Source organism: Caballeronia sp. ATUFL_M2_KS44, from assembly GCF_023630965.1.
GTDB lineage: Bacteria > Pseudomonadota > Gammaproteobacteria > Burkholderiales > Burkholderiaceae > Caballeronia > Caballeronia concitans.
On the sequence record NZ_JALQEA010000051.1, the window covers coordinates 1 to 15,336 of the forward strand.

At 65.4% G+C, this 15,336-nt stretch carries 12 protein-coding genes; 1 reads left to right on the forward strand and 11 read right to left on the reverse strand.

Annotated elements, in window-relative coordinates; genetic code table 11:
- Positions 1-784 (reverse strand): two-partner secretion domain-containing protein (locus NCR39_RS20710; protein WP_250453958.1); only part of this gene is annotated, 784 nt, incomplete at its 3' end.
- Between the two features lie 1,013 nt (positions 785-1,797).
- The gene (locus NCR39_RS20715; protein WP_250453959.1) at positions 1,798-2,139 is read right to left on the reverse strand and encodes a hypothetical protein; all 342 of its coding nucleotides are present in this window, start codon (positions 2,137-2,139) and stop codon (positions 1,798-1,800) included.
- Between the two features lie 119 nt (positions 2,140-2,258).
- Between NCR39_RS20715 and NCR39_RS20720 the strand changes: the two genes are divergently transcribed.
- Positions 2,259-3,170, forward strand: a complete 912-nt coding sequence (locus NCR39_RS20720; protein WP_250453960.1) for a LysR family transcriptional regulator — start codon at positions 2,259-2,261, stop codon at positions 3,168-3,170.
- A gap of 6 nt (positions 3,171-3,176) precedes the next feature.
- Here the strand turns inward: NCR39_RS20720 and NCR39_RS20725 are convergent, their stop codons facing one another.
- From NCR39_RS20725 to NCR39_RS20765, 9 genes are all read right to left on the reverse strand, one after another.
- Entirely contained in the window at positions 3,177-4,553 is a 1,377-nt protein-coding gene (locus NCR39_RS20725; RefSeq protein WP_250453961.1) for an MFS transporter, read from the reverse strand.
- Positions 4,554-4,632: 79 nt separating this feature from the next.
- On the reverse strand, positions 4,633-6,354 hold the full coding sequence (locus tag NCR39_RS20730; RefSeq protein ID WP_250453962.1) for a GMC family oxidoreductase: 1,722 nt from the start codon (positions 6,352-6,354) through the stop codon (positions 4,633-4,635).
- A gap of 20 nt (positions 6,355-6,374) precedes the next feature.
- Positions 6,375-7,181, reverse strand: a complete 807-nt coding sequence (locus NCR39_RS20735; RefSeq protein WP_250453963.1) for an enoyl-CoA hydratase/isomerase family protein — start codon at positions 7,179-7,181, stop codon at positions 6,375-6,377.
- A 5-nt stretch (positions 7,182-7,186) separates the two neighbouring features.
- Positions 7,187-8,752: an AMP-binding protein gene (locus NCR39_RS20740; RefSeq protein ID WP_250453964.1), complete on the reverse strand. Its 1,566-nt coding sequence runs from the start codon at positions 8,750-8,752 to the stop codon at positions 7,187-7,189.
- Positions 8,745-9,272: a (2Fe-2S)-binding protein gene (locus NCR39_RS20745; RefSeq protein WP_284507306.1), complete on the reverse strand. Its 528-nt coding sequence runs from the start codon at positions 9,270-9,272 to the stop codon at positions 8,745-8,747. Before NCR39_RS20745 ends, NCR39_RS20740 begins: the two co-directional genes overlap by 8 nt.
- A 5-nt stretch (positions 9,273-9,277) precedes the next feature.
- Positions 9,278-10,099, reverse strand: a complete 822-nt coding sequence (locus NCR39_RS20750; RefSeq protein ID WP_250453966.1) for an FAD binding domain-containing protein — start codon at positions 10,097-10,099, stop codon at positions 9,278-9,280.
- Positions 10,096-13,101: a xanthine dehydrogenase family protein molybdopterin-binding subunit gene (locus tag NCR39_RS20755; RefSeq protein WP_250453967.1), complete on the reverse strand. Its 3,006-nt coding sequence runs from the start codon at positions 13,099-13,101 to the stop codon at positions 10,096-10,098. Before NCR39_RS20755 ends, NCR39_RS20750 begins: the two co-directional genes overlap by 4 nt.
- A 4-nt stretch (positions 13,102-13,105) precedes the next feature.
- The gene (locus tag NCR39_RS20760; RefSeq protein WP_250453968.1) at positions 13,106-13,720 is read right to left on the reverse strand and encodes a UbiX family flavin prenyltransferase; all 615 of its coding nucleotides are present in this window, start codon (positions 13,718-13,720) and stop codon (positions 13,106-13,108) included.
- Positions 13,713-15,206, reverse strand: coding sequence for a UbiD family decarboxylase (locus NCR39_RS20765; protein WP_250453969.1), 1,494 nt, complete (start codon positions 15,204-15,206; stop codon positions 13,713-13,715). Before NCR39_RS20765 ends, NCR39_RS20760 begins: the two co-directional genes overlap by 8 nt.
- Between the last annotated feature and the right edge of the window lie 130 nt (positions 15,207-15,336).

Genomic DNA, 15,336 nt, shown 5'->3' on the forward strand with positions numbered 1-15,336 from the left:
TGTGATCGACCTGATTCGCCCCGGCAACGACGTTCAGATTGTTGGCATAGATCGCGGCGTTCACTTGAATGGCCCGTGCCAACAAGTCCACCTGATCGACATTCGTCGCATTGAGACCCGCGCCTTGCACGGTGATATTGCCGCCCGCGACATTGAATCCGGCGAGGCTTCCATTCGCGCCGAAGTTCGGCGTACCGGTCGTCAAAATGGCGCGCGACGTATTAATGAACCCGCCGCCATCGACCAGAATGCCCGACGGATTCGCCACGATGACTTCAGCCTTCGGCCCCGCGACTTCCAGATAGCCGCGCAATTGCGAAGGTGAATTGCTGAGAACCTGATTGACGATGATCCCCGCCGACTGCCCCGGCGCGAGATTCGGATTGCCGTTGATGTACCCGGCTTGCTGCGTCTGAACGATGGTCGGCGAGTTATTGAGGATCGCGCCTTTGCCGGGTACGTCGAATTGCGAGTAGTTATTTAGCGAAACGCCAGCAGCAGAAGGCTTCGCGATATTGACCTGCTGCAAGCCGTTCTGCGTCTGCAAGACCTGCGCGCCCGATCCGGCCGAAGGCACGATCTGCGCGAGCGTCAACGTCGATGCCGTGCCGAGCAACACCATCGCGACACAAGCAACGGCGCGCAATACGGGAAGCGCGCTCGCGGCGCTGCGAGCGCCCGTGCCACTTCCGGGTTCTGCTGCATGGGAAACTGCGAATTCGGCGACTGCGACCCGCATGCGACGCAGGCGACAGAAAACTACCTTGTATAAGCCTTTGTTCATTCGTTCAATCTTCGGCTGTGTAAGTCAACCGAAAATTGTCGCGGGCCGGGCTTGTTCCGGGCACTCAGCGAGTTCCTATTTGGCCATGAAAATTCGTGTCATATGTCAGGGTTGTAAGCGATGCGCGAGTGCAGAGAAATTAAAATTCCCTTCACGCGTTCGTCTATAACAGAGTGACGACGTATCGATCCCGGCGTCCAGTGCTCACCCGCACGACACCTACAAAACTCGAGCCGTACAACGACTGAAGCGCATTCTCGCCCGCGCAATCGCTGCGGGCTCATTGCATCCGGCGCGTGCCTGTCGACCCAATTTTCGCTTGCCTAACGACCTGCGATATCGACAGCGCCATGACCGGATTCGGATGTCGCACGTCCTGGAATGCGACGTCGAGTCATCGACGGAGTATCGATCATGAAGGCCCTATTTCTAGCGGTATCGGGAGGCGTTCTGCTCTCGCTAGGCAGCATCGCCTACGCTCAATCCACGGATTCAGACTCGTCATCATCGATGGGCGGCGCACGCTCGGGCACCTACGACAGCGGGCAACCCTCGCAATGCGTCACCGGCCTGTCGTGCAATCTCTACCGCGGTAGCTGAAAGTTGCGAGGCGCCGCGCAGAGGAAAGCGCCTCGCAGCATTGAAGCGATTAAAGAGAACGTCCTCTGTCCGACAGCGAACACATCGACCTGTTGCGATCGGTGGCGAGCGCATACCATTGACTGTCGAAGTCAAATTACATCGGATAGCTAATCGATTGTTTCGCTTTTCGACACACGCGGCGCCATTGGCATCGACACTGGTATTCAACCACTCAACGAGGTATCGATGAGACCGCGCAGAGCGTCGTCGTGTGGTTCGCCTGCTTCGCGCCGATCGCGATGGCCGCGCGCATCGGTGTCAAGGGCGTCGAGGGCAAGGCCGCCCGGAAGATCGAGGCGGTATCGTCGTTCCATGCGCGCGCCCAGAGAACCGTCCGGCGCGTGGTGCTGCCTGCTGCGCTGCCGAAGGTTCTAATCGCCCGCGTGCGGGCCGCTGCTTACCGCGTCGATGGTCCTGCCGCCCGCATGCTGCAATAACGCTTCGACGTCGCTGGCCCGCGCCTCGTCCACGCGCACGGTCAGAATGAATCGCGATACTTCGCCCTGATGCCTGAAGCGCGCATCGTATTCTTCCTTCCAGCCGATGGAATCCGTGCTGTCGCCCGTCAGAAAATTTCCGCGCACGGGACCGGCTTCGTCGGCCTGAAAAGTCAGTTCCACGGCTTCGCGCGGCACGCCCGAAGTCACGAGCGCATCGCGCGCCTTTTCCGCTTCCTCCAACGATTGAAACACTCGTGCGATCGTCGTTTCCAATTGCGGCTCCTTGTATGCGCTGATGCGGAAATCGTGCGCAATACGCGTGCCTCGTGTCAGGCCGCGCCGCGCAGACTACACTTGCATGCTTCAGCCGCAGCCTCGAAAAACGGTCACGCATGGAATTGAAGCAGGTTCAGTACTTCATCGCCCTGTTCGAAGAGGGCACGGTCACGCGCGCAGCGAAAAGGCTGAATATCGCGCAGCCCGCGCTCAGCATGCAGATTGCCAAGCTCGAAACCGAGATCCGGCAGAAGCTCTTCGAGCGCGGTCCGCACGGTATGGCGCCCACCGAAGCCGCGCGGCTCATGTATCGCCTTTACACGCCGATCATGCGCGACATCGACCACGCGCGCGAGCATCTGAGCCGGCGCGATGTCATCGTGACGGGCCGCGTGTCGCTGGGCATGGTGTCGTCGGAAGCGCAGAGCGTGTTGCCCGAATCGCTCGCGCGCTTCGATGCGCTATATCCGCAAGTGGAAGTCTCCGTCGCCGATGGCTTCAGCGCGCAACTCATCGACGCCGTCGAATCCGGCCGGCTCGATGCCGCCATCATCAACAAGCCGCGCGGGCGGCTCACGCTCGATGTCGAACCCTTGCTCGTCGAGGAAATGGTGCTGGTGACGAGCGCGGCGCACGGCCCCGACCTGCCCGGCGCCATCGATCTCACGGCGCCGTCCGGCATCGAATTCGTGTTGCCCACGCGCCGCAACGGGCTGCGCGGCGCGCTCGATGCCGCGCTCATGGCCGCCGACGTCGTCATTCAGCCGAAGTTCGAGATCGATCTGCTCAGCACGATCGTGCAGTTCGTCGAGCAGAGCAGCATCGCGACGATCCTGCCGCGCGTGGTCGTGCAGGCGAAGGTCGATGAAGGCCTGCTGCGCGCGCGCACGATCGCGGTCCCGCCGATCGTGCGCCACATCATTCAGGTCACGCATCCGAAGCGGCCGATCGGGCCGGCGGCAGCGGCGCTGATCGCGATCATCACCGAGGAAATCCGGCGCGTGACCACGGGCGCGCCGGTCGAATAAGCGCGCTCACGAAGGATTGCGCGCCGCGCCGTTGTCGAGCTTGCCGAGCGTCTCCGGCACCACGAACGCGCCCACGAGAAAGATCACGCTGATCGCGCCGACGAAGATCGCGAGCGTCGAGGGCAACTGGCTCGCATCCTTCGCGACGAGCGAGACGAACGTCGGCATCATCCCGCCGATCGCGAAGCCGATATTCCACGAAAGGCCCGTGCCCGTCGCGCGGATGGCGGTCGGGAAGCGCTCGTTCAGGAAGATCAGCACCGGCGCATAACCCGCGCTGCCGAGCGCGGAGAGCAGCACCGCATAGACGCCGATCATCGTGATGCTTTGCGCCGTCGGCAAGAGCAGGAAGAGGCCGGGCAGCGCGAAAAGCCGGATGACGCCGATCCAGATGAACGCGCCCTTGCGCCCGATGAACGTGCTGACATGCCCCGCCGCCACCGATGCGACCACCACGGCCACGCTGCAGATCATCAGGATCGCGGCGGCCGCGCCGTTCGGCGCATGACTCACGACCTTGAGGAACGTCGGCAGATAGCCCGACGTGAGGTAGTAGCCGCTGCCGCCGCCGATAGTCAGCAGCAGGTTCACGAACAACACGCCGCGATACTCCCGCGAAAACAGCGTGCGAACGGGCGAGCGCACCACTTCCGCCGTCGCGCTCTTCGTCTGCGCGGCGGCTTTCGCGGCCTTCTCGGCGGCGAGCTTCTTCCACAGCGGCGATTCTTCGAGGCTGTTGAACACGAAGAGGCCGAGCACCGAACTCAGAATGCCGGTGAAGAACATGCAGCGCCAGCCCCACGTATCGAAGGCATCGCCGGGAAAGAGGGCGGACATCGCCAGATACGTGAGCGATGCGAGCAGCGCGCCGAGTCCCGCGCCGCCGCCGCCGATCAGTCCCGACACGGCGCCCCGATACTTCGGCGCGACGGATTCGGTGCCGATGGTATGCGTCGATGCCACCACGCCGCCGACGAACACGCCCTGCACGAGACGCAGCAGCAGGAAGAGAATCGGCGCGAGAAGACCGGCCTGCGCGACGGTCGGCAGCACGCCGAAGGCCGCCGTCGACACGCCCACGCCGACGACCGCGAAGATCATCGCGCCCTTGCGGCCGTGACGGTCCGCGTAAGAGCCGAAAAGCGCGGAGCCGAGCGGACGCATCAGAAGCGTCACCGCGAACGACGCATAGACCGCCGCGAGCGAAAGCATCGCGTGCTCGGATGGGAAGAAGAGCCGCCCGACCACCGGCGCGACGTACAACAACACGAACAGGTCGAACAGATCGAGGGCCCAGCCCATGCACGACGCCATGACCGCGCCCATGATCTGCCGTTGATTGGCCGGAAGCACGGCGGCCCCGTCTTGCGCTGCTGCGGACATATGCATCTCCATGTGTGTACAGGCACGCTTTTTTCGATGCGTGCTCTTGTCGAGGTTAAGGAATCGTCGTGCCGGTCCTTCAGTGCGCGGCGGCGATGCGCGATTCGGCGCCCGCTCTTCGCCCGGCGACCATCGCATCGGCGATCTTCTCGGCGATCATGATGGTCGGTATGTTCGTATTGGCCGATGGCAGGCGCGGCATCAGCGATGCATCGACCACACGCAGCCCTTGTGTGCCTCGCACGCGCCCCTCGGTGTCCGTCACGGCGTCGCGGTCTTGCGGACCGCCCATGCGGCACGTGCCGCTCGCGTGCCACACGCCGAACACGTTCGCGCGGATGAAATCGTCGAGCGCGCGGTCGTCGTTTATCAGGGCCGACATCTTCATGCCGCGCGTGAAGAAGCGTTCGATCAGCAAGCGCCTGAGCGGCGCGGGCGTATCGAGCAGCACGCCGAGCATCGACGTCAGCAGCGCATTGCCGTCGCCGACGCGGCTCAACGCCTTTACGCGCGGCGAGAACGCGGCCGGAAAGAAGTCGCGCGGATCGCGGCCGAGACCCGATGCATCGACAATGCGCGCGAGCATGCGCACGCCCACGGCGAGCCGTTGCAGGTCGCGTTCGTCGTCGAGCAGGTTCAGATCGACGCGCGGCGCAGCGGCCGCATCGGGCGATGCGAGCTGCACGCGGCCACGCGAATACGGCCGGTTGCACCACAGGAAGAAGAGGCCGAGCCGGTTGCCGAGCGCGTGCCACGCAGCGCGCGTCGCGCTCGATAGATAGATGTCCGAATCATCGCAGCCCGCGACGCCCGAGCTCATGCGCGCCGCCGTCATGCTCGCGCGGCGTCGTGCGAGCGGCATGCGAAAGCGCGGCTCGAGAAAATGACAGAACGTGAGCGACGGATGATCCTGCAGATTGCGTCCGACGCCCGGCAAATCCACCGTACACGCAATGCCGTGCGCCGCGAGTTCGCGCGCATCGCCGATGCCGGCGCGCAGCAGCATCGCGGGCGACTGCAACGCGCCCGCGCAGAGCACGACTTCGTTGGCATCGAAACGCACACGCTCGCCGTTGCCCGCAATCGCGACGACACCGCGCGCAGCCGCCCCTTCCATCACGATGCGCTCGACGCGCAGATTCGCATGCACGCTGAGATTCGGTCGCTTGCGCGTGGCTTCGTCGAGATAGGCGATAGCCGTGGACACGCGCGCGTCGTCGATATTGGAGAACGCGCCGGGAAAGAAGCCGTCGCCGAATTCGCCGTTCTGGTCCTGCAATTGCGCGAGGCCGTTCGCGCGCATGCCGTTCGCGAACGCATGGCAGAACGCGGGCCAGTCCTTCGGCATGATGCGGCGAATGGGCACCGGACCATCGCTGCCGTGCAGTTCGCCGCCGGGGAAGTTCACGTCGCGTTCGAGCTTGCGGAAGTACGGCAGCACGTCGCGCCACGACCAGCCATCGGCGCCGTTCGCGGCCCAGTCGTCGTAATCGCGCGGCAAGCCGCGATTGGCCGACTGCACGTTGATGCTCGATCCGCCGCCCATCACGCGGCCCTGCTCGTAGACGCGCGGCGCGGCGTGCTTCGTGGCCTTCGCTTCAAGCTCGGGCCAGATGTACGTGTCGCCGCAGAAGACCGGCATCGGATAGCTGTCGAGAATGGCCGCGGGCACCGCGCCCGGCGGCGTATCCGCGCCCGCTTCGATCAGCGCGACGCGCACGGACGGCGCCGCCGACAGCCGATGCGCGAGCACGCATCCCGCCGAGCCGCCGCCCACGATCACGTAGTCGAAGCGATCCATCGCCTGTCTCCTGGTTTGGTTCAGCGACCGCGAAACGCGGGCTTGCGCTTGCCATGGAACGCTTCGACGCCTTCGCGGAAGTCGTCGGATGCGCGCAGCCGGCTATAGCAATGCCCTTCGAGTTCGATGGCGATCGAAAGCGGCGAGTCTTCCGTATCGTTGAGCAGCTTCTTCGCGGTGCGCTGCGCGAGCGGCGAGAACGCGCGCAACTCGTCGACGAGCGCATCCGTGGCCGATTCGAGTTCCGCATCGGCCACGCAATCGACCGCGATGCCCCAGTCATACGCCTGCTTGCCGGGGATACGGCGCGAGCGCATCACGATGTCCTTCGTGCGGCCGATGCCGACCATCGACTGCAAACGCGCCGATCCGCCCGAGCCGGGAATCTGGCCGAGCTTCTGCTCCGGCAGCGCGTAGAAGGTCGTATCGGTGACGATGCGGAAATCGCACGCGAGCGACAACTCGAAGCCCACGCCGAAGCAGAAGCCGCGATTGGCCGCGATCACCGGCTTCGAGCAGCGCGCGGGCGCCGCGATATTCCACGCGAGCTTCGACACGTGTTCCGGCGATGCTTCCAGAAAGCCCTTGATGTCGCCGCCGCTCGAAAAGTGCTCGCCCGTCGCGCGCACGACGATCACGCGTACGCGGTCGTCTTCATCGAGTGCTTCGAACACGGCGCGCAACTGGTCGCGTGCGTGCATCGAAATGACATTGAACGGCGGGCGATGCAGCACGATGTCCGCGCGCTCGCGCGTGGCGTCGATTTCGACCGAGAAGCCGTCGAGGTCTTGCAGCAGCGTGTGGCCGCGATGGTTCAAATCGCTCATGGGCGTTACTCCTTCGTAGTCTCTGTAGGTTGTGCGGGCCGTGCATTCGCGTCGGGCGCGTATTCGCCCGCCTGGAGCTTGCGGCGCAGGATCTTGCCGACCGGCGACTTCGGAATGTCGTCGACGAACACGTAGTCGCGCGGACGCTTGAAGTTGACGAGGTTCGACTGGCGGCACCATGCATCGAGCGCGTCGGAATCGACGTACTCGCGACGCTTGATGAACGCGACCACGCGCTGGCCCCAGCGCTCGTCCTTGACGCCCGCGACCGCGACTTCGTCGACAGCCGGATGCAGCGACAACACCGATTCGATATCCACCGGCGAGATGTTTTCTCCGCCGCTGATGATCATGTCGTCGACGCGGCCGGTCACGTAGAGATCGCCGTCGCGGTCGAGATAGCCGGTGTCGCCGGTGAAGTACCAGCCGCCGCGTAAGGATTTCGCGTTCGCGTCCGGCCGATTCCAGTAGCCTTCGAACGCTTCGTCGCCGAGCAGGTCCACGACGATCTGCCCTTCCTCGCCGGCTTGTGCGATCTCGTCGGGCGAGAGCGCATCGAGCTTCACCACGCGCAGCCGCGTGTTGATGCCCGCGCGGCCCGCGCTGCCGGGCTTTTTCGTCGCGTCCTGATCGATGCTGAACGTGTAGACCTCGGACGAGCCGTAGTGATTGACGAACAGTTCCGGCTCGAACGCGGCTGAAAGGCGCTTGAGCAGGCCGTCGTTCATCGGCGCGCCCGCGAAGCCTAACTTGCGTACCGACGACGTATCCGTGCTAACAAACGCGCTGTCCGCCAGCAGGTCGTGATAAAGCGTCGGCACGAGATAGAGGCATGTGAGCGCATGCTTCGAGATGCATTCGAGCGCGAGCTTCGCATTCCAGCGACGCACGCAGACGAAGAGGCCATCGACGAGGGCCATCGAAAGCAGCGAGCGCACGCCCATCGTGTGATAGAGCGGCATCACGCCGAGCGTGCGTTCGCCGCGCTTATACAGGTTCTGCGCGACGTGTGCGAGCGCGCCCGCGCGTTCATGCCGATGCCTGCGCGGCACGCCCTTGCCCTTCCCCGTGGTGCCGGACGTGTAGAGGATCAGCGAGATGTCGTCGGCGGTGGCATGCGTCGTTTCTTCGGCGCTCTCTTTTTCGACGATGAGCGCATCGAAGTTCATCGTGCCGCCGGGCGCATCGTCGAGCGCGATACGCGGCACGTTCTGCGCGGCGGGGCTTTGCACGACGGCATCGGCGGAAACGGGTTCGTAGACGATCGCCTTCACGCCCGCGTCCGTCACGCAGTAGTCGAGTTCCTCGGGCTTCGCGCGCCAGTTGAGCGGCACGATCACGATGCCCGCGAATTGCCCGGCCCAATGCAGCGTCGCCATTTCCCAGCGGTTTTGCAGCACGACGAGCAGCCGGTCGCCGCGCTCGATGCCGAGTTCGCGCAAGCCATTAGCGACATTCAGGATCGTGCGATGCCACTGCGTGTAAGTCAGTTGCACGTCGCCATCGACGAGCGCGAGCGCGTTCGGGCTGCGCTCCACGCTTTGCAGGAAGGTGCGCCCGAGATCAAGCATATTCGGTATCCTTAGCATATGCGGTCGTCCGGCGGCGCGCCGCCACATCCAGCACGGCGGCGACGATCGGCGTATAGCCCGTGCAGCGGCAGATATGCCCGGACAGCATCTCGCGCACTTGCGCTTCGGTCGGATCGGGCACGCGCTGCAGATAATCCGCGCACGACATCAGAATGCCCGCCGTGCAGAAGCCGCACTGCAATGCGTGATGCCGCTGAAACGCCTGCTGCAAGTCGCCGAGCGTCTGGTCGGGCGCGAGGCCTTCGACGGTATCGATACGCCGTCCATCGGCCTGCACCGCGAGCATCAGGCACGAGCGCGCGGCGACGCCATCGACATGCACCGTGCATGCGCCGCACACGCCGTGCTCGCAGCCCACGTGCGTGCCCGTCGCGCCGAGTTCGTGCCGGATGAAGTCCGACAGCAGTTCGCGCGGCTCGCAATGGCCGCTTCGTTCGCGGCCGTTGAGCGTCAGCGTGATGCGCCGCGCTTCGCCGTGCCGCATGAGGGTGTCCGACATCTTGCTCACTTCGCCTCCTCGATCACGCGCCATCCGAGTTGCCGGACCAGATTCCGGCGATACTTCGCGCTGATGTGCGCGTCGTCCTGCGCGTTCAGTTTCCAGCTCAAATCGTTCAGCGCGCCGCGCAAGTCGTCGCCTTGCAAGCGCGGCCAGCGCTCCGTCACCGGCCGGTCCGCGACGCCGCCCACCGCGATGCGAATGGAATCGTCGGTGACGACCGCCGCGCACGCGACGATCGCGAAGTCGCCGTGACGCGCGGAAAATTCCGTGAATGCGTAGCGCTCGCCCGGCTTGCGCAGCGGAAAGCGCACGGCTTCGACGAGTTCGTCCGGCTCGCGCGCGGTCATCAACATGCCCTGAAAGAAGTCGGCTGCCGCGAGCGTGCGGCGCTTTTTCTTCGAACGCAGCATCACGTCGCCGCCGAGCGCGGACAGCACGAGCGGCAACTCCGCGCTCGGGTCCGCATGCGCGATGGACCCGCACACGGTCCCGCGATTGCGAATCTGAAAGTGCGAGATATGCGGGAAGGCCATCGCGAGCAGCGGCGCTTCGCCGGCGAGCGTGGCGCGCCATTCGACGCTGCCTTGCGTCGCCGCCGCGTTCACGACGAGATGCCCCGCGCGCTCGTCCACGCGCACGGCATCGAGTTCGGCGGTGCGCGAGATATCGACGAGCACTTTCGGCTGCGCGAGCCGCATGTTGAGCACGGCCATCAGCGACTGGCCGCCCGCCAGCACGCGCGCGTCTTCGCCGTATTGCGCGAGCGCATCGAGCGCGTCTTGCGTGGTCATCGCGCGCAGGTAGTCGAACGGCGCGGGCTTCATGCGCGCCTCCCGAAACGGGCGATGAGTTTCGCGATCCACGATCCTTTCGCGTGCACCGGCTTGCCCGCCGCCTGCCTTCCGAGCGACTCGAACAACTGCTTCAGCACGACCTTCGCCGCGCCTTCGAGCATGCGGCCGCCGACCGCCGCGACCTTGCCCGACACCTGCGCTTCGTAGTCGTACGTGAGGCGCGTGCCTTCGCCCTGCGGCGTCAGTTCGACGATGCCGCTGCCGCGCGCGCTGCCGAGCGGCGAGATGCCCGCGCCCGCGAGACGCAGGCGGCGCGGCGCATCGATTTCCGACAAGCCGATGCGCGCCTCGAAACGCGCCTTGATCATGCCGACGCCCACCGTCACGTCCGCGCGATACTGGTTCGGCGCGGTTTCGTCGAGCGCATGACAGCCGGGTATCACGTTCGCGAGCGCCTTCGGATCGAGGAGCACGGCGAACACGGCTTCGGGCGTCGCGGGCAGATCGACCGTGCCTTGCGCCGTGAGCGCGCGTCCGCCGCCCGGCGTCGCGGGTTTCGTCGTGGATGCTTCGCGATATTCGGGCCGCGAAGGCTCGGGATCGTCGATACCGATCATCGCCATCACCTTGGGCGGCGTGAGCGGCAAGCGAATGTCCTCGACGCCGAGCGCATCCGCCACCGCATTCGCAATGCACGGCGGCGTGCTCATGTTGTTGCCTTCGCCGAGTCCCTTCGCGCCGAGCGGCGTGAACGGCGACGGCGTTTCCATATGCACGATCACGGGATCGGGCACTTCGCAGGTCGTCGGCATCAGATAGTCGGCGAGCGTGCCGGACTGGAAGCTGCCGTCCGCGCCGTAGCGAAACTCTTCCATCAGCGCCGCGCCCACGCCCTGCGCGAACGCGCCGCGAATCTGGCCATCGGCGAGCGCGGGATTGAGGATCGTGCCGGCATCGTGCACGGTCACGTACCGGTCGATGCGCACGCGCCCCGTCGCGCGATCCACTTCGACGCCGCACATGTCGAACGCGAAGCCATACGCCGCCGACGTATTGATGCGGTCCTGCTCGTCCGGCGCGTCCATGTGCGGCGGCGACCAGAACACGGTCTCGCGCAGGCCCGGCTCTTCGCCGTCGGGCAACAACGCGGGCGCCCAGTGCGGCGCATTGCTCGCGGCGCGCGCGAACGGCAGCGCGCGATCTTCCGCATCGTTCGGAAAGATGCGCGCGCCTTCGAAGCGCACGTCGGCGGGCGCGCAGCCGAACTGCTTCGCGAGCACGCGCGCGAGCTTGTCGCGCACGCGCGTGGCGGCGAGATGCACCGTGCCCGCCACCGCGCCCGCGAACCGGCTCGAATAATTGCCCGACGCGACGGACCACGCGTCCTTGTGCGTATCGAATTCGACGTTGACGACGATATCTTTCGGATCGAGCCCGAGTACGTCCGCGACGACTTGCGCGCACACCGTCATGTGGCCCTGCCCCGCCGGCGTCGATGCAATGGTCACGACCACGCCGCCCAGCAGATCGACGCTCACCGTCGCGCTCGCGATGGCGCCGTTCTTCGGGCCGGCTTTTCGGCGCGCGTCGGCGGGCATCACGGTCGTGATGTAACCCATGTTCGATACCGACGGCTCCACGATCGCCGCGAAGCCGATGCCATAAAGCCGCCCTTCCTTGCGCGCGGCATCGCGGCGCGTGACGAGTTCGCGGTATCCGCCTTCGTCGATCGAGCGGCGCAGCGCTTCCTGATAGTTGCCCGAATCGAGCAGCGCGCCCGCTGCCGCGCGATACGGAAACGCGTCGGCGGGAACGAAGTTGCGGCGATAGACGTCGAGCACATCGAGCTTCAGTTCGACGGCGATGCGCTGCATCAGCCGCTCCAGCGCGAAGTACACTTGCGGCCCGCCGAAGCCGCGCACGAGTCCGGTCGGCGTCTTGTTGGTGAGCACCACGCGATTGCGCACGACGAGATTCGGGATCGCGTAGGCGCCCGTCAGACAGCCGTGCATCCGGTAGAACGTCGCGGGTTCGGGCGCGCGCACGTAACCGCCGACGTCTTCCATCTGATCGTACGAAAGCGCGACGATACGGCCATCGCTTTCGACGGCGGCTTCTATCGTCGATACGCGCGCCGTCGCCGATGTCGCCGCGCTCAAATGTTCGAGCCGGTCCTCGACCCACTTGACGGGCGCGCCCGCCTTGCGCGACGCGAGGCACATCAGCACGACATACGGAAACACCGCCTGCTTCACGCCGAAGCTGCCGCCGGAATCGCGCGGCGCCTTGTGACGAAGACGGTTCGCGGGCACGTTGAGCGCCATCGCCATGACGGCGTGCAGCGAGAACGGCCCCATGAAATTGGACGTGACTTCGTAGCCTTCGTCGCCCGACAAGTACTCGGCGATGACCACGCCGCATTCGATCGGCGCGCACGTATTGCGCGGATAATGCGCGACCAGCTTCACGCGATGCGGCGCGCTTGCGAACGCCGCTTCCGGCTCGCCGTAGCGGAAATGCCGCTCGCTGATGACGTTGGTGCCGACGCGCTCGTGCAGCACGGGCGCGTCGTCCATCGCGGATTGCTCGATGGACGTCACCGGATCGCGCATCGTGTATTCGACCTTGATGAGATCGAGCGCGTCTTCCGCGAGCGCACGCGATTCCGCCATCACGACCGCGACCGGCTCGCCGACATAACGCACGCGATCCATCGCGAGCGCCCACTGTTCCATCGGCGACTTCACGCCGACGACGAACGGACGCGACCACGGCCGCAAGTCGTCGCGCGTGAGCACGGCGCGCACGCCCGCGAGCTTCGACGCGGCTTCGATATCGAGGGAAACGATATCCGCGTGCGCATGCGGCGAGCGCAGGATCGCGGCGTGCAGCGTGCCCGGCTTCACGGCGATGTCGTCGCCATAGCGGCCACGGCCCGTGAGGATCGCGGGGTCTTCGAGGCGCTGCATCGAACGGCCGACGTGACGTTGCGGCGCGTCGATTTCGGCGATTGCGGTTTCGCGCTGGTTCATCGCGTTACACCTCACCTTCGGCGCGGCCGCTGAATTCATCGGCGAGACCGCTCCAGCGGCGCGCAATCTCAGCGTGCTCGATGCTAAACAGATCCAGAATGCGCCCGACCGTGTGATCGACCACGTCGTCGATGGTCTTCGGATGCGCGTAGAACGCGGGCACCGGCGGCATCACGATTGCGCCCATCTCGGTGGCGAGCGTCATGTTGCGCAGATGCGCGAGATTGAGCGGCGTTTCGCGCGCGACCAGCACGAGGCGGCGGCGCTCCTTGAGCATGACATCGGCGGCGCGCGTGAGCAGGTTGTCCGCGAAACCGTTCGCCACGCCCGCGAGCGTTTTCATCGAACACGGCGCGATGACCATGCCTTCGGTCAGGAACGATCCGCTCGCCACGGCCGCGCCGATATCGCGCACGTTATGCACGACGTCCGCGAGCGAATCGATGTCGCCGCGCGTGAGGCCGAGTTCCTGCGCGGCCGTCACCGCGCCCGATGCCGACACGATCAGATGCGTCTCGTGCGTGCCTAAGCGACGCAACGCGGCGAGCAGGCGCACGCCGATGACCGCGCCGCTCGCGCCCGAGATGCCGACGACGATGCGCTTCTTGCGCTCAGCCATGATCGCGCGAGAGGTAGGCGTCGAACGCACGGTTATCGGCGGCGACGAGCGCGTTCAGATCGACCGTGTCCTGCCCCGGAATGCGCACGCGCGTGAACACATGCGCGGGATACACCACCGGGCGCGTCGCATCGAAGCCCATCTTGGCGCTCACGCCTTGCAGATGCGCGGGCGCGTCGTCAGGCTGGCCGACCGTCGTCGACGGATCGAGCGGCGAACCCTGCGCGCCTTCGATCACGACGAGATCGCGATCCGCCTGGAAGCGCGTCGCGATGGCCCATTCGATTTCGGCGGGATCGTGCACGTTCACGTCCGTATCCACGACGACGACCTGCTTGATGTCGTAATGCGCGCCGAACGCGCACAGGATGACGTTCTTCGCTTCGCCTTCGCGCTTCTTGTCGAACTGCACCCACAGGTGATAGCGGCACACGCCGCCCACCGAAAGATGCACGTCCTTCACCGCCGGATGGCTGCGCTGCAAGTGCGCGAGCAGCGTGGCTTCGCGCGGAATCCCGCCGAGCAGCAGATGCTCCATTTCAGCGGGAATGATCGTATGAAACACCGGGTCGCGCCGATGCGTGACCGCCGTCACTTCGATGACTTCGCGCGCTTCCTTCGCGCTGTAGTACTTCGGGAATTCGCCGAACGGGCCTTCCGGCTCGCGCACGTTCGGCAGAATGCGCCCTTCGATGACGATCTCCGCGAACGCGGGCACATGCACGCCGTTCGTCACGCATTGCGCGACAGGCAGCGGCGCACCGTGCAGCGCGCCCGCGATTTCCAATTCGTCGTGATCGATGGGCGTGATCGCTTGCGAGGCGAGCATCGTGAGCGGATCGACGCCGATTGCGATGGCCACGTCGAGCGCATCGCCGGCTTCTTCCGCCGCGCGCTGAAATGCATAGAGATGGCGCGGCAGCAGCAGGATCGCCATGCGGTCGCGGCCATGCACCTGAATACGATTGATCGACACGTTCTGCACGCCCGTGCGCGGATTGCGCGCAATCACGAGACCGGCTGTGATGTACGGACCGTTGTCGTGTTCGCTGTGCGTGGGAATCGGCAGGAGCGCGTGAAGGTCGATGTCGCTCGCATGCACCACTTGCTGGCACGGCGCGTCTTCACGTCCGACGAGTTTCGATTCGAGCGGCGCGGCGGCCGCTGCGGAGAAGCGCGCGAGCAACGCGGATTCATCGACGCCCATTGCTTCCGCAATCCATGCGCGCTTCGACATGAAGCCGCTCACGACGGGTATCGCGTGACCGCCCGGCTGCGTGAAGAACGCGGCTTGCGTGCCGTCGAGCCGTTTCGCGATGGCCGCGAGTTCGTGTTCGAGCGCAACGGGCTTGTCGATGGTCGCGACGCGGCCGGTCTGCGCGAGATGCGCGAGCCAGTCGCGCAGCGAAAGCGAGCCGGTGTCGGCGCCCTTCGGGGCCCAGGCGAATGAGGGAATGCCGTTCGTCGCGGCATCGCGTGTATTCATCAGCGTCTCCATCTGTGCGCGCCTGCCATGGCAAGCGCATTGGATGAAGCGTAGCGAGATCGCCCCATAACATCTAATACTGTTTATTGATGCGGCGGATCATTCGCTCTTATATCCGTATTAGCCCGGA

What these genes read in the sequence shown, in the direction of transcription:
- NCR39_RS20720 (WP_250453960.1), top strand. Translation starts at nt 2,259, where the DNA reads ATGGAATTGAAGCAGGTTCAGTACTTCATCGCCCTGTTCGAAGAGGGC.
- NCR39_RS20725 (WP_250453961.1), bottom strand. Translation starts at nt 4,553, where the DNA reads ATGTCCGCAGCAGCGCAAGACGGGGCCGCCGTGCTTCCGGCCAATCAA.
- NCR39_RS20730 (WP_250453962.1), bottom strand. Translation starts at nt 6,354, where the DNA reads ATGGATCGCTTCGACTACGTGATCGTGGGCGGCGGCTCGGCGGGATGC.
- NCR39_RS20735 (WP_250453963.1), bottom strand. Translation starts at nt 7,181, where the DNA reads ATGAGCGATTTGAACCATCGCGGCCACACGCTGCTGCAAGACCTCGAC.
- NCR39_RS20740 (WP_250453964.1), bottom strand. Translation starts at nt 8,752, where the DNA reads ATGCTTGATCTCGGGCGCACCTTCCTGCAAAGCGTGGAGCGCAGCCCG.
- NCR39_RS20745 (WP_284507306.1), bottom strand. Translation starts at nt 9,272, where the DNA reads ATGTCGGACACCCTCATGCGGCACGGCGAAGCGCGGCGCATCACGCTG.
- NCR39_RS20750 (WP_250453966.1), bottom strand. Translation starts at nt 10,099, where the DNA reads ATGAAGCCCGCGCCGTTCGACTACCTGCGCGCGATGACCACGCAAGAC.
- NCR39_RS20755 (WP_250453967.1), bottom strand. Translation starts at nt 13,101, where the DNA reads ATGAACCAGCGCGAAACCGCAATCGCCGAAATCGACGCGCCGCAACGT.
- NCR39_RS20760 (WP_250453968.1), bottom strand. Translation starts at nt 13,720, where the DNA reads ATGGCTGAGCGCAAGAAGCGCATCGTCGTCGGCATCTCGGGCGCGAGC.
- NCR39_RS20765 (WP_250453969.1), bottom strand. Translation starts at nt 15,206, where the DNA reads ATGAATACACGCGATGCCGCGACGAACGGCATTCCCTCATTCGCCTGG.